This window comes from Paenibacillus sp. Soil750 (assembly GCF_001428045.1).
GTDB lineage: Bacteria > Bacillota > Bacilli > Paenibacillales > NBRC-103111 > Paenibacillus_E > Paenibacillus_E allorhizoplanae.
Map to the genome: position 1 here is coordinate 15,102 of NZ_LMSD01000024.1, position 23,689 is coordinate 38,790.

General features: G+C 47.1%; 19 protein-coding genes, 6 tRNA genes and 1 rRNA gene. 6 read left to right on the forward strand and 20 right to left on the reverse strand.

The window, feature by feature from the left end; all coding sequences use genetic code 11:
* Window positions 1-229 precede the first annotated feature (229 nt).
* The 9 genes from ASL11_RS22945 to ASL11_RS22985 form a co-directional block, all read right to left on the reverse strand.
* A complete protein-coding gene (locus ASL11_RS22945; RefSeq protein ID WP_056620293.1) occupies window positions 230-1,051 on the reverse strand; it encodes an alpha/beta hydrolase in 822 nt (273 codons plus the stop codon).
* 53 nt (window positions 1,052-1,104) lie between these two features.
* Window positions 1,105-1,527, reverse strand: coding sequence for a MarR family winged helix-turn-helix transcriptional regulator (locus ASL11_RS22950; protein ID WP_056620294.1), 423 nt, complete (start codon window positions 1,525-1,527; stop codon window positions 1,105-1,107).
* A 138-nt stretch (window positions 1,528-1,665) separates the two neighbouring features.
* Entirely contained in the window at window positions 1,666-3,399 is a 1,734-nt protein-coding gene (locus ASL11_RS22955) for a methyl-accepting chemotaxis protein (RefSeq protein ID WP_056620296.1), read from the reverse strand.
* A gap of 85 nt (window positions 3,400-3,484) precedes the next feature.
* Window positions 3,485-4,516 carry a galactose/methyl galactoside ABC transporter permease MglC gene (gene mglC, locus ASL11_RS22960; RefSeq protein ID WP_056620298.1) on the reverse strand — a complete coding sequence of 344 codons (1,032 nt, stop codon included), beginning with the start codon at window positions 4,514-4,516 and terminating at the stop codon, window positions 3,485-3,487.
* A gap of 18 nt (window positions 4,517-4,534) precedes the next feature.
* Window positions 4,535-6,052, reverse strand: coding sequence for a sugar ABC transporter ATP-binding protein (locus ASL11_RS22965; protein ID WP_056620300.1), 1,518 nt, complete (start codon window positions 6,050-6,052; stop codon window positions 4,535-4,537).
* A gap of 147 nt (window positions 6,053-6,199) precedes the next feature.
* Window positions 6,200-7,276, reverse strand: coding sequence for a galactose ABC transporter substrate-binding protein (locus ASL11_RS22970; RefSeq protein ID WP_216855935.1), 1,077 nt, complete (start codon window positions 7,274-7,276; stop codon window positions 6,200-6,202).
* 117 nt (window positions 7,277-7,393) lie between these two features.
* A complete protein-coding gene (locus ASL11_RS22975; protein ID WP_056620303.1) occupies window positions 7,394-8,362 on the reverse strand; it encodes a substrate-binding domain-containing protein in 969 nt (322 codons plus the stop codon).
* Window positions 8,359-10,113, reverse strand: a complete 1,755-nt coding sequence (locus tag ASL11_RS22980) for a cache domain-containing sensor histidine kinase (protein ID WP_157257016.1) — start codon at window positions 10,111-10,113, stop codon at window positions 8,359-8,361. Before ASL11_RS22980 ends, ASL11_RS22975 begins: the two co-directional genes overlap by 4 nt.
* Window positions 10,114-10,181: 68 nt before the next feature.
* Window positions 10,182-11,840, reverse strand: coding sequence for a response regulator (locus tag ASL11_RS22985; RefSeq protein WP_056620306.1), 1,659 nt, complete (start codon window positions 11,838-11,840; stop codon window positions 10,182-10,184).
* 288 nt (window positions 11,841-12,128) lie between these two features.
* On the opposite strand from ASL11_RS22985, the gene ASL11_RS22990 reads away from it, so the two are divergent.
* The 4 genes from ASL11_RS22990 to ASL11_RS36640 all read left to right on the forward strand — a co-directional run bounded on the left by ASL11_RS22990 (window position 12,129) and on the right by ASL11_RS36640 (window position 16,020).
* Window positions 12,129-13,085 carry an AAA family ATPase gene (locus tag ASL11_RS22990; protein ID WP_056620308.1) on the forward strand — a complete coding sequence of 319 codons (957 nt, stop codon included), beginning with the start codon at window positions 12,129-12,131 and terminating at the stop codon, window positions 13,083-13,085.
* A gap of 7 nt (window positions 13,086-13,092) precedes the next feature.
* Complete coding sequence (locus ASL11_RS22995) at window positions 13,093-14,226, forward strand: DUF58 domain-containing protein (RefSeq protein WP_056620309.1); 1,134 nt, start codon at window positions 13,093-13,095, stop codon at window positions 14,224-14,226.
* Entirely contained in the window at window positions 14,207-15,592 is a 1,386-nt protein-coding gene (locus ASL11_RS23000; protein WP_056620310.1) for a DUF4129 domain-containing protein, read from the forward strand. Before ASL11_RS22995 ends, ASL11_RS23000 begins: the two co-directional genes overlap by 20 nt.
* Window positions 15,593-15,849: 257 nt before the next feature.
* Window positions 15,850-16,020 (forward strand): hypothetical protein, encoded by a 171-nt coding sequence (locus ASL11_RS36640; RefSeq protein ID WP_155993910.1) that lies wholly within the window; start codon window positions 15,850-15,852, stop codon window positions 16,018-16,020.
* Window positions 16,021-16,144: 124 nt separating this feature from the next.
* On the opposite strand, the gene ASL11_RS23005 is transcribed toward ASL11_RS36640, so the two are convergent.
* Entirely contained in the window at window positions 16,145-16,414 is a 270-nt protein-coding gene (locus tag ASL11_RS23005; protein ID WP_056620311.1) for a zinc ribbon domain-containing protein, read from the reverse strand.
* A 235-nt stretch (window positions 16,415-16,649) separates the two neighbouring features.
* Between ASL11_RS23005 and hprK the strand changes: the two genes are divergently transcribed.
* Together hprK and ASL11_RS23015 are read left to right on the forward strand one after the other, a co-directional pair.
* Entirely contained in the window at window positions 16,650-17,564 is a 915-nt protein-coding gene (gene hprK, locus ASL11_RS23010; protein WP_056620312.1) for an HPr(Ser) kinase/phosphatase, read from the forward strand.
* An 84-nt stretch (window positions 17,565-17,648) separates the two neighbouring features.
* Window positions 17,649-18,545, forward strand: coding sequence for a hypothetical protein (locus ASL11_RS23015; protein WP_056620313.1), 897 nt, complete (start codon window positions 17,649-17,651; stop codon window positions 18,543-18,545).
* 55 nt (window positions 18,546-18,600) lie between these two features.
* Here ASL11_RS23015 and ASL11_RS23020 read toward each other — a convergent pair whose 3' ends face one another.
* The 10 genes from ASL11_RS23020 to rrf all read right to left on the reverse strand — a co-directional run.
* Window positions 18,601-20,601, reverse strand: coding sequence for a transglycosylase domain-containing protein (locus tag ASL11_RS23020; protein ID WP_056620314.1), 2,001 nt, complete (start codon window positions 20,599-20,601; stop codon window positions 18,601-18,603).
* A gap of 120 nt (window positions 20,602-20,721) precedes the next feature.
* Window positions 20,722-21,600 carry an aldo/keto reductase gene (locus tag ASL11_RS23025; protein WP_056620315.1) on the reverse strand — a complete coding sequence of 293 codons (879 nt, stop codon included), beginning with the start codon at window positions 21,598-21,600 and terminating at the stop codon, window positions 20,722-20,724.
* Between the two features lie 68 nt (window positions 21,601-21,668).
* A complete protein-coding gene (locus ASL11_RS23030) occupies window positions 21,669-22,868 on the reverse strand; it encodes an MFS transporter (protein ID WP_056620316.1) in 1,200 nt (399 codons plus the stop codon).
* 127 nt (window positions 22,869-22,995) lie between these two features.
* Window positions 22,996-23,069: transfer RNA gene (locus ASL11_RS23035), tRNA-Pro, on the reverse strand.
* A gap of 18 nt (window positions 23,070-23,087) precedes the next feature.
* Window positions 23,088-23,164 (reverse strand) — tRNA-Arg (locus ASL11_RS23040).
* Window positions 23,165-23,174: 10 nt separating this feature from the next.
* A tRNA-Gly gene (locus ASL11_RS23045) sits at window positions 23,175-23,249 on the reverse strand.
* A 43-nt stretch (window positions 23,250-23,292) separates the two neighbouring features.
* A tRNA-Leu gene (locus ASL11_RS23050) sits at window positions 23,293-23,372 on the reverse strand.
* 20 nt (window positions 23,373-23,392) lie between these two features.
* A tRNA-Lys gene (locus tag ASL11_RS23055) sits at window positions 23,393-23,468 on the reverse strand.
* Window positions 23,469-23,475: 7 nt separating this feature from the next.
* Window positions 23,476-23,552: transfer RNA gene (locus ASL11_RS23060), tRNA-Met, on the reverse strand.
* Window positions 23,553-23,582: 30 nt separating this feature from the next.
* Window positions 23,583-23,689 (reverse strand): 5S ribosomal RNA (gene rrf, locus ASL11_RS23065); the annotation flags it as partial.

Here is a 23,689-nt window from a genome sequence, read left to right on the forward strand (position 1 = left end):
AAATTTCATCTGAACCGAACATGCTGATTACAAGGGAAATCATCTTTTCGTTTGCTATCGTTCGAAGAATGCTGATATTGAATTATATGCAGGACATTTAGGACATATCTGCTTCTTCTGGTCACAATGCAAGGAAAGATGTACTTGAGCCTTCTTATGCTCGTACAGAAATGATAAAGGGCTGTCCCTTGAAGTAGATACACCTACATCAGGACAGCCCTTATTTGGTTTAAAATCTCTTTAACCATTCCATAATTGCATCTACCGCTTCCATATATCTCTGTCCTACGAGCACACCGGTATGCGTTGTGTTCCAAAGCCCTCTATATTCAGCACGGAGATGCTCCGCTGTCACACTACCCCGGCGATCGTCGTCATCACAGTTTACAGCTTTGATAACCAAACACGGACAAGAAATTGAACTGCTGTCAATGGATATCCCCTTTGCTTCGGGTGAGAATATAAAAGCGTTAAATGCCTTTGCTGACTCGGTAGCCAAATACTTTCTTTGAAATTCGATGTCATCTGCAGATTCATCTATGCTGGATTGCTCTTCACGTACTGGGGCAGGCACAATGATTTCAGATATCATTCGGCCTAATTCCTTGTATGGTACGGCTTCATGAACCTCTCTGCTTATGACGGAATCGATCAACACCAACCCGGCGATCTCGACGGTTTCAGCCAACTTCTCGCTCAAGATCCCTCCCATGCTAAATCCGATAACTATCGGCGGAACACCACACTCAGCAATAGCCTCATTAATGTCCTCCAAATAGTCCTCAAAAGTTATGATTGTCATATCTAGTTGCCTACTTTTATAGTGACTTCTCAAGTTCATGACATAGCATTTCCAACCTTCGTCGATAAAGTGTGGTATATACTTGCTCCACATCCAACTTCCTGTAAAGGCGCCATGTACAAAAAGCAAAGGAGGCTTTTGTTTAGTTGCTTTCGAGAGGCTTTCCCCCTCGAATATCTCTATAAATAAATCGTAATCCCCGATGTATTTCTCCGTATGAGCGGGCAATTCTTTCGTAAAATCTCTCATGACCATTTCCTCCTTATTTAGTTTTACATCAAACTATTTTTACACAAAAAAATTTATAGGTTACTATAAATTTTTTTTAAAATGTGAAGCAGTTCTTCTTTTTCTTCATCAGAGATGTTTAAGTAAAAGGCGTCTAACATCTCTTTCGATATCGATTCAAAGAGTGGTTTCAATTCACTACCCTTTTGGGTTAAAGCCACATAAACAACCCTCGTATCTTCTTTATCCCTTTCCTTCATCACATATCCGAGTCGAACCAACTTATCGACAAGCGCTGTAACTGTGGATTTATCCTTACTAATTTTCTTCGAAATGTCCGCCATAGTTAGCCTGGGATTCTTAAATAGCGCATAGAAGATATCACCATGCGATGTGCCAATCCCACCAATACCATTTTTATCCATCTCCGCTACAATAAATCGATTTACTTTCTCTCTAATTTTGGAGATTAATGAAATTGCATCTCTAGTTTCCATAATCCTATTATAGTTTGATGTCAAACTAATGTCAATTACCCTCGGTACGCTATGTGTCCCACTCTTGAGGCTGCTACGAGCTTCTCTTTATCCGAAATCAAGTCGATCAACATTCGGATATACGTTGCAGACACGCCCTCAAACCCGAAACCGCCCAATCAACCCCTGCAGCTCCGCAGCCATGCTGCTCAGCACCGTCGCGGAGGAGACGATCTCCTCCATGCTCGCGTACTGCCCCTCGATGTTGGCGGAGACGTTCTTCGCGCCCGCAGCGGTCTGCCCCGCCACCTCGTCGATGGCGCGAATCACACCAACGGCGACGAGCGTCTTCTCGGAGATAGCCTCCGAGCAGCCCGCTACTTCCTCGATCTGACGAGCGACCTCGTCCATCGCCGAACGAATGCGCCCAAACGTCGATCCCGCTTCGCCGACGACCTCAAGCCCCGTCTCCACCTCACGGCTGCCCGCTTCGGTCGAGCGCATTACGTCCCTCGTCTCCTCCTGGATACTCGTGACAAGAGAAGCCACTTCCTCCGCCGCTGCGCCAGTCTGCATGGACAGCTTGCGGACTTCCTCCGCAACCACAGCAAACCCCTTGCCCGCGGCTCCTGCGCGTGCCGCCTCAATCGAAGCATTGAGCGCCAGCATATTCGTCTGCCGCGCAATACCAGCAATCATCGCATTCGCGTTGACGATTTTCTCTGAACGGCCGCTTAATCGATCGACCGAGATAGCGAGCTCCTTCATCTTGCCATAAATAGCTTGCATCTGCCTTACCGCAGTCTCAATCGCGGCCGTGCCTTCCCCCGCCTCCTGCTGCGCAAACAAAGACTGCTTATTCGCCGTCTGCGTGACACTAGCAATCTGCGTAACTGCCGCTGACATTTCCTCCATGATGGCCACACCTTGATGGACACTGCCTACCTGTGCATTCGTGCCCTGCGAAATGATTTGAATCGTTCCCGTGATCCGCTCCGATAACTCACTAACCTGATTGGAATTCGCACTAAGCTCTTCCGAGGCTGCAGCTACCTGCTCGCTACTTCTGCCCACTTGGCGAATCAAGCCCTGCAGATTGCCTTTCATCTGATTGAAGGCAGTTGCCAAATCACTCAGCTCGTCGCGGCTTTTCACCCCAATATCGCCTACGGATAAATCGCAATTCGCGATTCGCTCTGCAGCTTTCACCATGGAGCGCACTGGCACCACGATAGAACGCGAGACCAAGAAACCAATAACTAGTGCGAATACTAACGCCACTCCACTTACCCAAATCAAAGTCTTTATCGTCGCCCCGACGGTCTGATGATTCTGAGCAGAAGCATCTGCCTGAATGACAGCTTCGAGCTCTTCAATTTTAGCCGCCGCTTGCGTCAAAGTTTCCGTTGTTGGAATCGCCCACTGCATAGCTTCCGCTTTTGCCAAGGAAGTGTCGCCTTTTTCACCGTACGCAACCACCTTTTGAACCAACCTAGCGAATGTTTGATTCGCCTCCAGCATAGACCCAACAGCGGATTGTTCCTCCTCGTTCCCGTCCGTATCTTGCATTTTCGTAATGATCGAGGAAAGCTTCCCATTCATATCTGTTAAAAGCTTCTCCCTATCCTTCGTCGGATCCAACACATAACCAAACAATAAACTCGTTTGCATCTGTGTTTTTTCTTTTATTTCTGCAACGTCCTGAAGTAATCTCACATTCTTATCGAGCAGCTCCGTGTAGGAGTTGTCCACTTTTTTGATATAGATATAAGATAATCCGCTCGTGATCCCCACCAGTAAGGAAACGAGTACAAAGGCCCCCACTAGCTTCGTTTGCAAAGAGATAAATAAAAGTCGCTTTTTCCAATCAGGCCTGTTGTGATTTGTATACATTGTTCTACTCCCCCTGCCAATTCGTAAACGCTTACATAAATCTCGATTATAAAAGGCTGCCGAGAATATCGACAGCCTCCGTAACTTACTTCGAATTCATATATTTCCGCATATCAAACGCTACCGCAGCAACGATGATCACACCTTTGATAATCAACTGCCAGTATGGGCTAATTCCGATAAACGTTAACCCGTAGTTGATAACACTAAAGATCAATACCCCTGCAAGAACACCTGGTACCGTACCGATACCACCTGAAGTTGATACACCGCCGACAACGCAAGCCGCGATCGCATCAAGCTCGTACATGTTACCATAGTTGTTCGTTGCTCCACCCGTTCTTGCTGCTTCCAATACCCCTGCAAGTCCGTAAAGTGCACCTGCAATCGCATAAATATAGATCAAGTAACGATTTACGTTAATCCCAGAAACGACAGCGGCATGAATGTTGCCACCAATCGCGTACATATATTTACCTAGCTTTGTTTTATTAAATACGATCCAAACAATAACCGAGACGATTATCGCGAAAATAACGATATAAGGAATCGAGTAAGTTGAGCTTGATCCAATGGCTCCAGTTCCCAGACTACTGAAATCAGGACGAAGACCACCGATTGGTTGTGATTGGTTTGGCTTCATATCGAAGTACAAGGAGTTCGCACCATAAACAGCTACCATCGTTCCTAATGTCGCAATGAATGGCGGGACTCGGAACTTAGCAACGACAATCCCATTAATTAACCCAACGATTAAACCCGCTACAACAGCAATTAGAATCGGAATAAACATTGGCAATTGCGGTAAGTCAGGGAAAAATCTTCTGCCATACTCCTCTGTTTGGAGCATAGAAGCGGAGATAACCGCCGATAAACCAACGATTCGTCCTGCGGATAAATCCGTTCCGCCTGTGATCAGAATGAACGCTGCACCCAACGCGATAATGACACGTGTGGAAGACTGCAATAAGATATCACGTAGGATACTTACGGATAAAAAGCGTGGATCATAAATTGCGATCCCAATAACTAGAACAACTAGTACGATGTAGATAGCGTATTTGGTAATGAACCCGCTAAGGTCTCTGGATTTCAATGTTTCTGTTTTTGTAGTCATGGTTCTAGGCCCCCTCCATTATGCCATATGCTGTGCAGCAAGGCGCATAATCTCTTCTTCTGTTGCTTTATTTCCTTCTACAATGCCCGTAAGACGTCCCTCACACATAACCATAATTCGGTCTGACATCCCAAGAAGCTCGGGCATTTCAGAAGAGATCATGATAATACTTTTCCCCTGCTTCGCAAGGTCAGCAATGATGGAGTAAATCTCAAATTTGGCTCCTACATCAATTCCCCGAGTTGGTTCATCGAGAAGAAGTACCTCAGGTTCCGTAAGTAGCCATCTGGCCAGCAAAACCTTTTGTTGATTACCACCGGACAAGTTCTTAATCAGCGCATGCATATTCGGCGTTTTCACGCGTAGCATTTCGATACTTTGTTTAACTTCTTCTTTACGTTTTGCTTCTTGAATGAAGCCTAATGGATTCATGTATCGTCCCAAATTGGCAATGACCGTGTTTTCCAAAACCGATAACACAGGGAAAATACCTGTTACGCGGCGCTCTTCCGTCAGCAAAGCAATCTTTTGCTTGATCGCATCCATCGGCGATTTCAGCTTCACAGGCTTCCCATGAATGGAGATGCTTCCTGAAGCAATACCTCTCATCCCGAAGAGGGATTCAATCAACTCTGTCCGTTGTGCCCCTACAAGGCCGCCGACACCGAGAATCTCACCCTTTTTCAGCTCAAAAGACACATTCTTGAACGATTTAGGAACGACCGAAGTCAGATCCTCTACCTTCATCAATACGCCTTCTGGCACATTACTGCGCTCAGGGAAACGCTCTTTCAAATCACGTCCAACCATCTTGGAGATGATCATATCTGTGGTAAGCTCGGAAGATGCCCATGTACCAATTTTGGTACCATCACGCATAATCGTTACTTCGTCCGAAATTTCCAAAATCTCTTCCATTTTATGTGAAATATAGATGATCGAAACACCGCGGCTCTTCAGATCGCGAATGATGCGAAACAACTGCTCAACTTCGTTACCCGTAAGCGATGAAGTCGGCTCATCCATAACAATGACTTTCGAATTGAAAGAAACAGCCTTGGCAATTTCAATGGATTGCACTTTGGATACCGATAAGGTACCAACCAGTGTATCCGGCTTAATATCCATTTGGAGTTGTTTGAACAAACTCTCTGTATCTGTACGCATTTTTTTGTGGTCCACTAATTTCAAAGGTCCGATACCTTTTAGCGGGAATCTGCCTAACCAAATGTTCTCCATCACATTGCGATGTGGAACGGGGTGAAGCTCTTGGTGAATCATCGAAATACCATTCGCTAACGCATCTTTAGAGTTCGTAATTGAAGCGACTTCGCCATTAAGCTTAATTTCTCCACCATCGGGCTTATAAATGCCGAACAAGCATTTCATGAGCGTCGATTTACCCGCGCCGTTCTCTCCCATTAGCGCATGTACGCTTCCTGGACGAACTTTGAGGGTGACATTATCCAGCGCTTTGACGCCGGGGAACTCTTTGGAGATTTGATTCATTTCCAATAAATAGTCATGTACAGTCATGGTAACTCCCCCTACAGCTCACGATAATCCCCACAAAGTGAAGCCTTTATTCGAAGCTTATTTCTCTTTATCTTCACGGGTTTCCAAAAAAGGAAGGCAAAAGCGCGATTGTTGCTCTGATATCGCCTCTCTTGCCCATTCTCACAATTACTTCGCTTCGTTCATGTTAGCTTTTGTGATTTTTTTGTAGGAAATCCACACGTATTTACCGTCAGTGATATCATAGCCAGTTGTTTCTTTGCTTGGTACTAAACCATTAGCAAGAGCTGTTGCTACACTTGTTGTTGCAGCGCCTTGGTTCTTCGCATCGTTTAGAACTGTACCTAGAAGCGTTCCATCGCTAAGAGCTTGTAGAGCTGGAGCTGTTGCATCTACACCAACTACTGGAAGGAATTTGTTGTCTTTGAAATAGCCTTTTGCTTTCAAAGCTTCGATTGCACCAAGCGCCATGTCATCGTTGTTCGCAAGAACAGCTTCGATTTTGCTTTCGCTGGAAGCTAGGAATGCTGCCATTTTCTCTTGTCCTTTAACGCGATCCCACATCGCTGTATCTTCTGCTACTTTTTCTACACCCATACCGGAATCTGTGATGGCTTGGATAGAGAATTTCGTACGAAGCTCAGCATCTTGGTGTCCTGGCTCGCCTTTAAGCATGACGTATTGGATTTTACCGTCTTTGTTTTTGTCAGCTTCTGGGTGAGCTTTGAAGTAGTCAACCAATAGTTGGCCTTCCATTGTTCCGGATTGCTCAGCTTTAGCGCCTACGTAGTAAACTTTATCCCATTTCTTCATATCCGTATCAAGTGGCTCACGGTTTAAGAAGACAACTGGAATGTTCGCTGTTTTTGCTTTATCGATGATAACGCCAGCTGCCGTACGGTCAACTGCGTTGATCGCAAGTGCATTTACTTTTTTCGTGATGAAAAGGTCAACTTTATCGTTTTGTGTTGGTTGGGAGTTTTGGCTGTCTACGATATCAACAGTCGCTTTATCTTTCGCCGCATCGGAGATCGCTGCACGAACACCAGACATGAACGTATCGTCAAATTTATAGATCGCTACACCGATTGTTGGTTTTTTACCAGCTGCTGGAGCTGTAGTTGCTGCTGCACCTGTGGAAGCTGCTGGAGCTGTTGATGCTGCTGGAGTTTCTGTTTTATTTCCACAACCTGCAACGGTTGCAACCAAAGCGCCTGCTACGGCAAGTGTAAGTAATTTTTTCAAGATAAGACCCTCCCTAAAAGGTATATTGTTTGTTTACATTCCTTACTATAATGGTTCAAAGGCCATAAACAAATGCAATATCCTCATGTCTTCTATCGAAATTCTCATCACTTTCAATCACTTAATAAATGGGAATAGCAATTTTTGATTGTCTGACCAGAACATATTGTTCAAATCAATCGCCTTAATCCCTGTTGCCACGCGCTTTGGAACCGTTTTTCCTTTAACGGCATCTACCGCACTTTTCACGCCCAAGTAACCGATGCTAAACGGATTTTGAATAATCGTTGCTTGAATGACCCCCTCTTGGAGCAGCTCTAGCTCCTCAGAGGTACTGTCAAACGTGATGATTTTCACCTTATCATTCAAATTCCGACTCTGTACCGCACTGGCAACGCCAATGGAGGAGATTTCATTCAGTGCCACAATCCCATCCAGCTCTGGATGTTTGTCGATGACTTCATGCGTGAGTTGAGCCGAAAGCTCCCGATCCGTTAAGCTGTACACCTTATCGATCACCTGAACCTCGGGAAACTTCGATATTTCGTCTAATAGCCCTTTTTCCCGCAGCTCCGTGTTTCGCTCCCCTTTCCTAAAGCTCATAATGGCAATTTGCCCACTCGTTCCGATCAGTTTAATCAGTTGTCGGCCTGCCAATTGACCTGCTTCATAGTTATCCGCGCCAATAAAACTACGCACATTCTTCGTCTCTACTTCAGAATCAACCGTAATTACGGGAATATGAGCTTTACCCGCTTCATCTACGATAGGAGAAAGCTCCTTATAGTCATTAGCCGCTAAGACAATCGCATCTGGAAGGCTTGAAATCGACTGCTCCATCAAGGCAATCTGCCCCTTCACATCAGCCTCATCACCTGGTGCTCGGAAGTCTAACGTCACATCAAACTCCTTAGCCGCGACCTCTGCGCCCAATTTTACCGTCTTCCAATAGTCGCCTTCTTGACTGCGAAGAATAACCTCCAGGTGCTTCTTCTGCTCAGTAGGCAAGGTCTCCACACTTTCGGTGCAAGAGGAAATCGAGAGAAGAGCGACGAGAACTGCAATCAGTAGTGGTTTCCATCTCATCCTTCATTCCCCCCTTCTTCATCTAGTATGGCTGGAATCGTAATTCGGACGGTTGTTCCTTCCTCCAGCTCACTACTTACGTGAACCCCATAGTCCATTCCAAAATAAAGCTGAATCCGCTCATGCACATTTCGCAGTCCGACACCTGAGCCCTTTTCACTTTTCACTTGACCGGTCATAATACTCTTCAGCGTTTCCTCTGACATCCCGACACCATTATCTCGAATCTCGATGAGAATCTTCCCTTTATCCATCGTGACAATGAGCTCAATCAACCCTTCATCCACCATATACTCGATCCCGTGATAGAGCGCATTTTCTACAAAAGGCTGCAGAATCAACTTAAGCGTTTTGTAGGGAAGCACCTCTTCCGAGACGTGGATCTCATATTCAAACTTGTCCTTGTAACGCATCTTCTGGATAATCAAATAGTTGCGAATATGCTCGATCTCTTCCCCGATCGTAATAATATTTTTGCCTTTGCTGAGTGATATCCGGAAAAACTTCGACAGCGATGTGATCGTCGTCACAACCTCTTCCGTCCTCCCATTGCCAACCATTCGAACGACCGAATTGAGTGTATTGTATAAAAAATGCGGATTAATCTGTGATTGGAGAACCTCCAGCTCGTTCTTCCGCTTAATCTCCTGTTCCTCGATACTCTGATTCATCAGCTCACGAACCCTCGAAACCATCAAATTGAAGCGCCGCGAAAGCTGCTCGACCTCATCCGCTCCACGCACATGAATATACGTGTCGAAATGTCCCTTCTCCACCATCTCCATGGACTTCTTCAGTCGTTTAATCGGCTGGGAAATACGCGCTGACATGAACGAGGAAATCAACAAAATGAAGAACAGTACGATCACTAACAACCAAATCATGAACGTCGAGATTTCCTTGCGCGTCGTCATAATTTCATCGAGATAGGAAACACCGATAATTTTCCATCCGATGTTATTGACCGTCCGCACAACATTTAACCGCGACTCCCCTTCGCTAACATCCATATATCGGCCATACGAAAATTTGAGTGCTTGCTCCACATTCTCATATTTGAGACCAATATAAATAAGCTGTTGCTGCGGATGATACACAATACTGCCTGCCGAATCGTCAATGATATAGACATAGCCCTTCTTACCAAGAGAAACCGTACGAAACACATCGTCCAGTGTCTTGAAATTAATGTCCACCAAAATAACCGCATCCACCAAGTTCCCATTCTGCTCGATCGTGACCCCTTTACTCATGGAAACCACCCACTTGTAGGGATCTTTGAATAGGTTCTGGATATGCGGCAAAGAAAACGTTAGATGATTCGGGTTATCGAGGGCAGACCGAAACCACGGCTGCTCGAGCAGCCGTGTATTTTTGCGCATCTCTGTCGTTGGCACACCGGTGACCAACCCGCCATCCGCGGTAAACAGATGAATAGACACAATATCTTCACGCGTACTGGCGATCGTGTCTAGCTGTTCGAGCAGCTTGTCCGACGGGATGCCGCGGCTTTTGGCGATTTTGGCATCTACAACTTCGAACGTATCTGACATCCCTTTAATGTACTGCTCCAGGTTGAATTGTACCTGCTCAATCACCTGGGCCGTACTCAGAAAGGCGCTCTCTTCTGCTGTTTTAGCAAATTTATTATAGAGCACCAAGGAGACAACAAGCATGACGGTTACGGTAATAAGAATGAATGACATCGTTATGGTAAACTGAATACTTTTTACCCGCATCGTATCGAGCATGACGTTATATAAAGCTTTCAGCAGCGTACTCACTCTGCGTCTCAAAGCAACTCTCCCCCTTCTAGTCCCTACGGCCCCTTGACGCTGTTATTGCGATACTCCTTCGGGGAAACGCCCACATTTTTACGAAAGGAGAAGCTGAAATAATTAGCATCCGCATAACCCACCTTCTCAGCGATCTCCAGTGCCTTCATATCCGTAGAACGTAACAGCTCTTTCGCTGCTTCCATCCGAATGTGGTTCAAATAGTTCACGAAGGTCATTTTCGTTTCTTTTTTGAAAATGGAACTGAAATAACCCGCACTGATATGCAGATGTCCGCACACCTTATTGATATTGATATCGCCTTCATGATAGTGGCTCTTCGTATAATCCTTCGCTAGATCCACAAGGTTTTTATACGTATATTGACGATCCGTTGCAATGTGACTCATCATACTCGCACAGAGCTCGGCCAACCAATGTTTCGCTTCCTCCAAGGAAGTGAATTTATTAATCTCCGTGAAAGGGATGAAACTCTCGCCAAATACCTCGTCAACATTCAGGTTTGAGTCCTTGGCTGCTTTCAGAATACAAGTAAGAATTTCAAGCAAATAGATCTGATAATCCTTCACCGACACACCGGCCTCGATGCCTTGAAACAGCTCATCAATCGTCTCCCGGATCTCTTGCGATGTGCCTACCTTAATACAGCGGGTCAAGGCATGTTCCTTCACATCATCAAATCGAACCTTATCAACGCTGCGCTTCTCCACATCATCAATGTAAATCATGCGGTTACTGCCTAGAATCAGTCTATAGTCGAGAGAAAGCACAGCATCTTCATATGAATAGCTGATTTTCGTGACGTCCTTCATCACACTGCCTATCCCAACAGTAAGGGTGAATTTCAAATATTTTTCCACACTCTGCCGAATTTCTTCCAGCACCCTCATCGTCTCCTGCAGCGCTGCTTCCTTGTCCCTATTCTCTCTCGCCGCTAGCAACACAACCTGATCATCATGCATGAAAACGAGACCGAGGCCCCTCTTATTGGCGATTTCTTCGGTAATATTTAAGAGGGCGAAATATTTCAACGCCTGATCCTCCGAATATTTCAAGGATATCGACTTCGACAGTTCCTCCCGATTTTCCAAATCTTCTTCCGAAATAAAGACCCCATCAATGCTCAGAACGGCAACCACATAGCTATTGCCGCTAAGCGCAATCCCATAGTTCGCTGCCTTCTCAAATACCTCGTCCCGCGGGAGCTTCCGATTCATTAATGTCGCTAAGAAATTCTCCTTCAGCACCGGCATACTCTTGCGGTAATGCTCTTTCAACAGCTGCACATCCTTCCGATGCGCAACCTCTTCCTGGATGTGTCCTTTTACCTTCATAAGAGCATTCACCAGCTCCTGTGCGGAAAATGGCTTCAGCACATATTCATCAATATGCAGCTTAATCGCCCTTTGGGCGTACTCGAATTCATCATGCCCTGTCAGGATGATGAGCTTAATCGTGGGAAAGCGCTCTCTAATTGCTTCAGCAAGCTGCAAGCCATTCATAAAAGGCATCTGAATATCCGTCACAACCACATCCGGCTGCAGACGCTCGACCATCTCCAGCGCTTCTTTCCCATTCTCCGCCTTGTCGACAACTTCAAAGCCAATGGCTTCCCAATTTATTTCACGGACGACACCTTCGCGTACATCCTCTTCGTCATCCACTAACAGCAGCTTGTACATGCCTGACCTCCCAGGACTCCCCAATTTAGCAACATTGCTCATCTTATTTCTAATTATCACCACCATTGTACTCACTGCCCATCGAATATACAAATAGAATCGATTACTGCCCATGGATACCTACCTATGGAATCGATACTTGTCCGAGGAAACATTGGTAAAAATCCCCTGATAGATGTTAAAATGAGCGTGGAGTATATGTAAATCTTGACACCTTAATAAACCGTGATCTTATTGTTCCCCTGTTTCATTTCATTCGCATCATTCATTATTTAGGAGGTTAATCATTTGAATATCGCACCTATTGAACGCATCGCTTCCCGCATCAAAGAAAACGTTGGTCACGTTATTATAGGCAAAAATGATACCGTCGAGCTCCTAGTCATCGCACTGATTGCATCCGGTCACGTGCTGCTCGAAGATGTGCCCGGCACAGGGAAAACCCAGCTCGCCAAAGCACTAGCTCGCTCCCTCGATGGCTCCATGAAGCGCATCCAGTTCACACCCGACTTGCTGCCGTCCGATGTAAGCGGCATCAATTTCTTCAACCAGAAACTGGGCGAGTTCGAATTCCGCCCAGGTCCGCTCTTCGCGCACATCGTGCTCGCCGATGAGATTAACCGCGCTACACCGCGCACACAGTCCAGCTTGCTGGAGAGCATGGAGGAGCGCCAGGTCAGCATCGACGGGGAAACGCGCAAGCTGGAAGCGCCGTTCCTCGTCATTGCCACGCAGAATCCTGTCGAGAATCAGGGGACCTTTCCCCTGCCGGAAGCACAGCTCGACCGCTTCCTGATGAAGTTGTCCCTCGGCTATCCAACGGCAGCCGAGCAGGTCTTGATCTTGCAGCGCTACCAGAAGCAAGATCCCCTAGATCAGCTGCTCCCGGTCGTGAGCCGCGCGGAGCTGCTCGAAGCGCAGCTCCTGTTCACGCAGGTGCGCGTCAGCGACGAGCTGCTGCACTACATCGTGCAGCTCGCGGAAGCGACGCGCACGCATGCGGACTCCGCGCTCGGCGTCAGCCCACGCGGTGTGCGCGCCTTGATGAAGGCGGCGCAGGTGTATGCGGCGCTTCGCGGCCGCGATTACGTGCTGCCGGACGACGTCAAGGCGCTGGTCGCGCCCGTCTGGGCGCATCGCGTTCTGCTGCGCACGCGCTCACGTCAACAGGATCAGCAGGTGCATGCGCTGCTGACGAACATACTTGCCGCTACCCCCGTTCCTACGGAAGTGAAGATGGGGTAACGGACGGATGAGCATAAGCTGGATAGTCATTATCGCTGCCGCTCTCTTCTTTCTCCAGTTTCAGTTTTTCGCTCGCTGGGGGTTTCGCGGACTTCGCATTGAACGAACTTTTAATACGACACATTGCCATGTCGGCGATGATATTCTCATGATTGAAACCATCGTGAATCGTAAGCTTGCGCCGATTCCCTGGCTGCGCTTGGAGTCAACGATTCATGCCGGACTCCACTTCACGCAAATGAATAATCTGGAAGTGAGCAGCGGCTCCATTTTTCAAAATCATCGCAGTCTATTCAGCCTCATGCCCTATACCCGCATCGTGCGGCGCCATGGTGTACATGCAGCCAAACGCGGTTGGTACAAGTTGGAAACCATCGCTGCAACGATGGGTGATTTCGTCGGTTTACAAGCGGCCTCTACCACGCATCGCATAAATGTAGAGCTTCTTGTATACCCTCGCCTAGTAAATCGAGATGACATTCCGCTCCTGTCTAGCCGTTGGCAAGGCGATGTAACAGTCCAGCGGTGGATCATGCCTGATCCATTTCTCGTTTCCGGTGCAAGAGAGTACCGCTATGGCGATACGATGAATAGCATTCATTGGAAAGCAACGGCGCGCAGCCAGCGGCTTCAAGTGTACAACCGAGAATTTACGGCTGATCCTCGATTACTTATCGTCGTTAACAGTCAAGTCACTGAAACGATGTGGGATGCAGTAACCGACCCTGAACTTGTCGAAAAAGCCCTCTCCTACGCGGCAACGTTAGCCGAACATGGGGTTAGCCGAGGTGTTCCTGTTGGTTTTGGCTATAACGGTTGGCTGCTCAATGAGCCGGGTGTTCCCGTGTACTGTGCGCCTGAAGGCGGCTGGGGGCAGTTGGAACATCTTTTTCAAACGATGGCGAAGCTTGCAATCTCTTGTGCTCGTTCCTGTGAAGATTTTCTCGATTATGGCATCGAGGTGGAAGGTGAGGCGCTCGATATCATCTTGCTGACCGCCTTCGTTTCTGAGGGGATGGCACGCAGCATCGAACGACTTGAAGCATCTGGACATTCCGTCTTCCTTGTCCCCTTGCATCATAATCTTCTTGATCTCAGCGATAAGGAGGCGACTTCATCCGATGCTCAAGCCCTTGCTTAATCGAACGAATTCTCCGCCTTCTCGTTTATCCTACCTTCTACGGGGATGTGGCCTTGCACTCTTATTCAGCTTCATCGAGCTGGTTATCTTTGCTCCACTAGTTACGTTATCTCAAGTTTATGTATTTGATAGTACGCTTGGTTTGACGTGTACCCAACTACTACTCAGCTTCGTGATCGGCACCTACTTGGGACAGTTGAAATGGCTCTCTCGCAAAGGATACGAGTTCCTTGTCTGTGTGGCCGTAGGTTATGGATTATCTTATGTATTTCAAATAGAACCCTTGCACGTTGCTTTAGGTGCGGCAATTGGTGCACTACTCGTCTATCGGGGGATTCGATATACCAAAGATGGATGGATCTCCCTTTATCCACCTGGGGTTTTCGTGATTTCTGGTGTCATGTACTTCATTGGTGTTCCCATTATGACCCGCGTAGAGCTTATGCAGCCGTACAAGATAGCCTTAAACGGGCTCGGATTCGCTACCCTGATTCTCTTCTTCTTTATGACGAATCGCACACAGCTTCTTGTTGCTACCTTAGCAGGAAATGATCGCGCTGCCGCCTCGTCACTGTCTCAAACCGTGAAACGTTCCAGTCGTATTTGGCTAATTGGCTTTATTGCGGTTATCGCTGCCGTCGCTTACTTTCAGCAAGTCAAGCAAGCCCTTATGCGCCTTCTGCATGGCATCTTAGCTTGGCTGCTGGGATTGATGTCATCCGAAGAACCACCTGCTGTACCTGAAGTCAGCCCTTCAGCACCGCCTCCTATGGAACTACCGCCAGCTACACCGCATGAACCAGGTTGGTTTGGCATTCTCATGCAGTATCTCGTGCAAATTATTGGCTATATGTTGGTCATTGCTTTCATCCTAGGCGGCCTCTATCTGATTCTGAAGAAGCTTGCACCCATACTTCTCTCGTTCATTCGGCGCTTTTGGAATCGATCGCTGCAACGTGAGCAAGGTGATACTTCTGACGACGGGTATACCGATGAGAAAGAAGCCCTTCTCGATTGGAGAGAGCTTCCTAACTTGTGGTGGCGCAAAGCAAGCTCGAAACTGTGGTCAACATCCAATCGCGAGCCGTCTTGGTCACAACTGCCGAACAATCAGGAGCGTATCCGCTATCTGTACCGTGGGTTGATTGGGCAAGCGAGCAAGAGGGGTTACACTTTCAAGCGTGCACTAACCCCCAATGAAACAGGCTGGGAGCTCACGCATCAAACACAGCTTGCAGAAGCTTCGGTTCACACGCTTACCACGGCGTATAATCGAGTGCGGTACGGGCGAGAGCCGATTTCAGATGAGGAACTTGCTCAGGTGCTCCAAACGCTTGATCCGAGCATACGGAATCAGCTGAAGTGAATTATGTAAAAAGGTATCCTTCGTGTCTCCTACGAGGATACCTTTTGTGTTGTTCACTCTTTTGTCCACCTTATCCGAATTCTCCTCCGATTCTTAGACAAGCCTACCTTAAATATGACCCTTTTATTTTCAAATGGCCCAAAGAATAAGCCTCTTCCTAGGCTTGCTTACTACCATTTTGAAAATAACCGTCACATATTTTCAAAAAATTGCATATACATAATTGTTTGAATACATTCGATTGAGGTGGTTTTGAGATGTTAGCATTAAAAACCGGATCAGAAAAAGAAGAAGTGCTTCACACGCTTTATGAAATGGGCTTGGATCAAATCGCGAGATGGATCCTCGTATTACCTGAAGACAGGTGGGAAAGCATGTTTCTCTCGACATGGCCAACACTTGCCAAAAAATGCGGCTTTCACAGATAGCTGCTTTTACATACAGAGAGGTGGTTAGGTAGGAGATTAATTATAAAACGCTCTACACCATCAAGGTGCAGAGCGTTATTTGTTTATTTATGCTCAGTCGATGACACGGGCAACTTTATTCTGTTTACTTCTGAGATGACCACCTTTGCAGTTTAGGGATATTTCTCGTAAATAGCCCCGTTAGAAATCTCGGAAAGCCAAACTCCACTAATTTTCCTTTAACTAGTTCTCTCATCTCTTCAACTGTTAGATCAGGCTTGGTAAACGCCCCATCCTGATAGCAATGACTACAGTACATCTTGCTCTTACTACCCGATTTCTCCGTACCGCCGCCTTGCTCATCACGAGCGAGAGGCATCCCACAGCTCTGGCAGTTCTTATAGGCAACACTCATCTTGTTAAATCCCCCTCATGCTTTCCTATCATCATACCAACATAACATCCAAAAGCAACAATAAAAGCTTGCGATCGACAAGAAATGCTTTCATATCCTTTGTTCAAGCGCTTTCAATAAAGGATTGTGACTAGGTGAAAGAGAATTTAGTAAAGACAGATAGGCATATCACGTAGAGCTTATCTTTACTCTAGGTTTACTTGACTACCGCACAACTCGAAGGAGGAGCACCCGTTTGAAGTCCGTCACTGTAAAAGATTTAGTTGAACGCTTTTCGCTCGAAATCCTCGCTGGCCATTCGGAGCTCCACCGTCCTATTACCAAAACGAAGGCACACCGCCCCGGTCTGGAATTTGTCGGCTATTTTGAATATTTTCCGCAAGCACATGTACAGCTCTTAGGTCGCAAAGAAATTACTTACTTACATAAACTCAGCGAAAATGAAAGAAATTTGCACATTGGTAATATTGTGAAATATCATCCCCCTTGTTTCGTCGTAACGAGAAACCAAGAAGGCTTGAAATACTTGAAGAAATATTGCGAAGAAGAGAAAATCCCCCTTCTCCGCACAAGCGCACCTACGAGCAAATTCCAGGACTTGGTTGATTTATTTTTGAGCAAATCATTGGCTCAGGAGATCGCCGTCCACGGGGTCTGCGTTAATGTTTCAGGGATCGGCATCCTGCTGCGCGGCAAATCCGGTGTTGGCAAGAGCGAAACAGCCCACACGCTGATCCGCAGAGGGCATCGCCTAGTCGCCGATGATATCGTCGTGCTCAAGAAAATTAGCCCAGAAACGCTGCTCGGCACGCATAATGGCAAAACGAAGGAATTCCTCGCGCTGCGCAGCGTTGGACTCATCAATGTCTCACGGCTTTATGGCCGTAAAGCTTTTCAAGATGAAACACGCATTGTGCTCGATATCGAGCTGACCAAGTGGCAGGAACACACTCTAAACAATGATTTAGAGTTAGAGCCCACTTTCACCGACTATATGGACATTTCTATTCCTCATATTGAGATCCAACTCCAACCCGGACGCGATGTAGCTGGTCTTATCGAAGCTGCTGCCAATAGCTGGTATCTGCGTCAACAAGGATACAGTGCAGCAGAAGAATTCATGCAGCGCCTGCAATCTGACACCGACTAGCCTCCTAAATTTCAACATCTAGTTTTACGTATACCGTCCTAAAACCTCCCTTCGGCTCGAAAGCTGTTAGCGGAGGTGTTTAGAATGCACAAAAGAAAGAAAATAACGATTATTGCTATTGTCATAGCTACCCTGATGCTCTGTGGTTGGACAGCGTATGCTACAACTTCATCCAGTGAGACAACGTCTACATCCATCCAAGGTAAGCTTGCGGTCCTAACGGCAGATTCGATTACTTTACATACGAATACTGGCGATCAAACCGTTCCTTTGGCTTCTTCCGTCTGGGTGTTCATGAATGACGAGAAGGCTCAATTAAGCGATTTACACTCTGGGGATGAGATCGAGGTCATTCTGAATAATAAAAAACAAGCCGCTTATGTGAAGGGATCTTCAGAAACCGCAAGCACTTCTGAACCAACACAGCCTGTCTCTCCCGCTCCGAGTGAATCACCTGCACCCGTTCCAGTATCTGGCCCTGCTACAGTAGCTCCCAGCTCATCTGCAAGTCCAAGCTCTTCTCCTACGAAAGTAGACAATAAGCCAGAAGCTTCCCCTCCAGGTAAACGATCTGACCTGAAGGATGTGGACGTTAGTGTAGATGGGCAGCATTTCAACTTTCATTTAAAACAATCCAAGGGAGCACATGGTTCTCAGTATGATCTGAGCATCCAGTCTCCGCATGCCGGCAGAATTCATCTCACAGGATCGCAAGCTCAAGCTTGGATCTCCAAACTTCTGGGTTCTATTGACTTATCTGCACCCAATGCGCGAGAGATCTTGAGCCAGCAGCTCGCCAAACAATACAATTTAGAAGCCGGCAAATTGAATGTTCATTTGAACGTGCATGCCGATGACAACGAAGAAGACAAAGAAGATAACAAGAGCGATGACAAGAAAGATGATAAGAAAGATGATAAGAAACCTCAAAAAGACAAAAACAATGATAAAAAGCCCGGTAACAACAATAAACAAGACTAACTAGAAACAAATGAAGCCCTCGTCCTCCTTAACCGGATTTCGAGGGCTTTCTTACTTATTTCTTCTTCTCTTTACCATGTCCATGCCCCTGTTCAGCTTGCTTTTGCTGTCCCTTGTCCTTCTTCGCTGCTGATTCATTCGAGGTGGAGCTATCCTTCTGAGGTCCCTCCTCAATACTCATCGGAATATCAAAAGGAACAACTGGTGTTTGAGCAAGCGCACGACTCAACATTTCGCGAAATAATACGGCAGGCACTGCCCCACCCGAGGTTGTTAAATAATGCGTCGAATCCGTTCGGTCATAACCAACCCATACCGCTGCCGTCAATTCCGGCGTATAGCCAACGAACCACGCATCCTTGGCACTTCCGCTGCCGATCCCCTCGAACTCCTTCGTTCCCGGAAGTTGCGTTGTACCCGATTTACCAGCCACTGGACGATTCATAGCCGCGTTCTTTCCTGTCCCCTGGGCTACGGCCGTCTGCAGCATCGCCGTCATCGTATTGGCCGTTTCAGCGCGCATCACCGATTGTCCCTTAGCTTTCGATTGAACAAGCAGGTGTCCATCATTGGTCTCGATTTTGGAGATCAAGTGTGCAGGGTTTAAGACGCCCTTCGCTGCAAAAGCACTAAAAGCCTGCGCCATCTGCAGCGGAGATACCCCCTCGGAAAGCCCGCCAAGCGCAATACCCAACTGCCGGTCTTGTGCGGGTAAAGTTATCCCCAAAGACTTCGCAAACTTCAAGCCATTATCAATGCCAATCTCATGCAAAAGCCAGACTGCAGGGATATTCCATGATGAAGTAATGGCCTCTTGCATCGATACTTGTCCCCTTGACTGGTGATCCCAATCTTGAGGCTGGTAGCCTTCGATATTCAACGGTCCATCAAACAGCATGGTTGACGGCTTGTAACCTAACTCCAGAGCAGGGCCATACACAGCGACTGGCTTAAAAGCCGATCCTGGCTGTCTCCTCAACTGGGTAGCATGACTGAAGCCTCGAAATACGCCTTCCCCGCGTCCACCAGCTAGCGCTCTAACACCACCTGTTTTCTGGTCGACTATAGCTGCACCACTCTGAATGAGCTGATCTGGCTTGCTTTCAGGGAACAGACTGTTATTGTTAACTACATCAATTACTGCTTTCTGTACTGTAGGATCTAGCTCTGTCGTAATACGCAAACCGCCTGTTAGTAATTGTTCCTCCGTAAAACCGTAAAGAGTTACAGCCTCATCAATCACAGCATCCACATACGCCCGATTTCTTCCTTTCGCCTCATCCATATTGACTGTCTTCACGGCTCCAAGTGCTGAAGCATTGGCTTTCTCGTAATCCTGCTGCGTTATTTTACCTTCTTTCAGCATCAACTTGAGAACCGTATTCCTTCTTTCCAACGCTTGCTCTTCATTTTGAAAAGGGGAATAATGACTAGGTGCCTTCGGCAAAGCCGCTAACACCGCAGCTTCTGGCAACGTGAGGTCTGTCACATTTTTATTAAAATATGTTTTCGCAGCCCCCTGTACCCCCCAACTGCCCTCACCGAAATAAATCTTGTTCAGATACATTTCCAGAATGTCATTCTTACTATAGCTCGTCTCTATTTTGATCGCATAAGCCGCTTCCCGCAATTTACGACCAACCGTTTTATCCGCTGTTAAGAAAAGATTTCGAGCTAATTGCTGTGTAATGGTACTGGCACCTTCCGAATAGCTTCCTTTGAGCACATCCCGGCCAACTGCGCGGAAGATGGACTTCATGTCTACCCCCTTATGCTCGAAGAAACGTCGATCCTCCACCGCGACAATGGCATCGACCAATACCTGCGGGATGTCCTTAAAAGGCACAGCATCGATCTTTGACGCCGACAACTGAGAAGCAATTTGACCATTCTTATCAAGCACGACAGATGCCTCTGGTAGCGGCTGACTCAACAGCGACACATCAAGTCCTTTTATGTACAAAGTGCTCATTAACGCCACACACACACCCATGACTAGAACTACGCCAACACTAACTTGCCAAAATCTACGAGATACTATCTTTAATTTAAACATAACCATGCCTCCTAACGTACCTCATAGCTATTCGTATGGCACCTCCAGTAAGTGTCGTATGCGTGCAGAAAGTCACAAAAAAACCTTCAACCCATAATAATAGGGTGAAGGCTTATCACATTAAGCAATCGACGTCGGTGCTCCAAAAACACTCGTATATCCACTAATCCCACTCAGAATTCGTACCATGTCCTCCTTGCTCATCGTACCATAGCGCTCAACGGCATCCACGATTTTGGGAAATAAATGCACATCCCCCGCACTCGCAAAACCGCATACGCTTGGAAACGACAGCACGAAGTGTACACAGGCATCGATAATCTCCTGCTGATCAAAAGGCTCATACCACGTCGCATACGGACGCTCCGCCCCTTCAATCCAAGGTGCTTTCGCAATCGCTTTGATCACCCGAATCGCCGTCTGCTGCTTGTTTGCTTCTTCCATCAGTGCATCTACAGCCTCACGATAGTCTGGTAAGCCATACATGTAGTAGTTCAGCGGAAAGAGTATGGTGGCAAAAGGAAATCTCCTTAGCGCTTCCAGATGAACCGCAGGTGCTTGATGCCCGTGACCTGTGATCCCGATTTCCTTCACAATACCCTCACGTTGCGCTTCTAATGCCGCTTCCAGCGACCCTCCCTTTGCCGTGCAGCGGTCCAATTCTTCCATCGATCCCACCGCATGCAGTTGTAACAGGTCGACGGAATCTACCTTCATTCTCTCCAAGGAGCGATAAATTTCTTCCTTTGCTTCCTTTTTCGTTCTTTGCCCTGTTTTGGTAGCTAAAAAGATATCATTCCGCACCCGGCTTATCGTCGGGCCCATCCGCACTTCTGCGTCTCCATAGCTCGCCGCTGTATCAAAATGATCCACGCCGTGTGCCAGCGCGAAAGCGATAGAGGCATCTGCCTCCTCCTGTGTAACTTGGCCAAGACTAGCTGCACCAAACATCAACACAGAGGTTTCCCTATTCAAACGGCCTACTGTTCTCTTCAACATCCTTAGATTTGCTCCTTCTGTAATCGAGTATGTATATCTTTATTTACAAATCTAATCACATTAAAACCTCAGTCCGCAGATATCTGTTTCATTTGCTTCCTCAGATTGAGCTGTAACACGCCGGCTGCTAGCAGTAACGCACATCCTGTTAATAAAAATACAGAATGAATCCCTACTAGACCGCCCAGGAATCCGCCAATCAAAGGACCGATCATCATCCCTAATTGATTCGATGTTTGGTTAAGACTCATCGCTCTCCCTCGGAAGTCAGCATCGGAAGCTTTCACAATAAGCGCGCTTAGGGCCGGATAGACCGCAGCGAAAAATAACCCATAACTGAAACGAAGCACACCAAAAGCAATTAAATTATGCGCAACCAACTGCAGCAGGTTCCCAATACCGCCACCAATTAAGCCAATGAGCAGTGTTTTGTCATAGCCGATTCGCTGCCCGATAATGCCCCATCTTGATCCCATGATGACGGTCGCTACACCTGCAGCCGAGAAAATAATACCCGAGCTCAGTGATGCACCTTTGGCGCTTCCACCGATTTGCACGACATAAATCGTTAAAAGCGGTTCTAAAATCATCACAGAAGTTGCCACTAATACGGTTAATCCAAAAATGGATAATAACTGCTTATTGGCAGTCGCTTGCTTAATATCCTGAAGAACACTTGGGCGTGCCCCCGCTTTCTTGTGATGCACTTCCTTCACGCCGACTACGGCGATCACCGCAGAAATAAGTACGACAAATCCAGATGCCAAGAAACATTCTCTTGTCCCTACCCAGTGGCTGAGCATGCCCCCGAAAAGTGGCCCTAGGATGCTCCCAGCTGCCGTCGCCGTGGACATGACACTTAAGGCATAACCAACATGCTTCTCTGGTGTATTTGTACTAACTAACGCCATCGATGCGGGAATATAACCCGCCATAAGTCCCTGCAGAACACGAACAACAATAAACGTATACGGATCATTCACGAAATAATTAAGAAAATAGACGGCGCTTAAGCTTAGCCCTGAACGGAGCAGCATCGGTTTCCTGCCATATTTGTCAGCTAGGGAACCCCAAAAAGGTGCAATAACTGCACTTGCGAGAAAGCTCACAGAGAACGTGATCCCCGACCATGCCTCCAAACCGCTATGTATACCCAAGTCTTCTTGTAAAAATATAGGGATAAACGGGATCGAGAGTGTATACGCCATCGCGCAAAAGAATGCCCCAATCCATAAAATAAATAGATTCCGTCTCCAGCGTAGTTCCAACTTGTAGCCCTCCTCCCTGTCTACTATACACCAACACTAACTTGAATCCCAGTTATCAGTAGACGGCAATGAACAAAAAAGCATAGACTGTCAGCATGAAGCTGACAGTCTATGCTTTCTTTCTTGATCGGGACGACACGATTTGAACATGCGACCCCCTGCTCCCAAAGCAGGTGCTCTACCAAGCTGAGCTACGTCCCGATACGATTGTGATAAAAATGGCGCGCCCTGAGAGATTCGAACTCCCGACCTTTTGATTCGTAGTCAAATACTCTATCCAGCTGAGCTAAGGGCGCTTAAGAAAAATGGAGCGGAAGACGGGGATCGAACCCGCGACCCTCGCCTTGGCAAGGCGATGCTCTACCGCTGAGCCACTTCCGCATAGGGATCCCCAAGCCGTAAGATACGACTTGGGGATGTTTGATGCGCGTAGAGGGACTTGAACCCCCACGGTCGCCCGCTAGATCCTAAGTCTAGTGCGTCTGCCAATTCCGCCATACGCGCATACTGGTAAATAAGGCAAATGGTGAGTCATGTAGGATTCGAACCTACGACACCCTGATTAAAAGTCAGGTGCTCTACCAACTGAGCTAATGACTCAAATCATTGGTTGCGGGGGCAGGATTTGAACCTGCGGCCTTCGGGTTATGAGCCCGACGAGCTACCGGGCTGCTCCACCCCGCGTCATTAATATAAGCTCCCGTTAGGGAAACTGCTTGGCAACGTTCTACTCTCCCAGAACCCTGCGGTTCAAGTACCATCGACGCTGGAGGGCTTAACGGTCGTGTTCGAGATGGGAACGCGTGGGTCCCCTCCGCCAT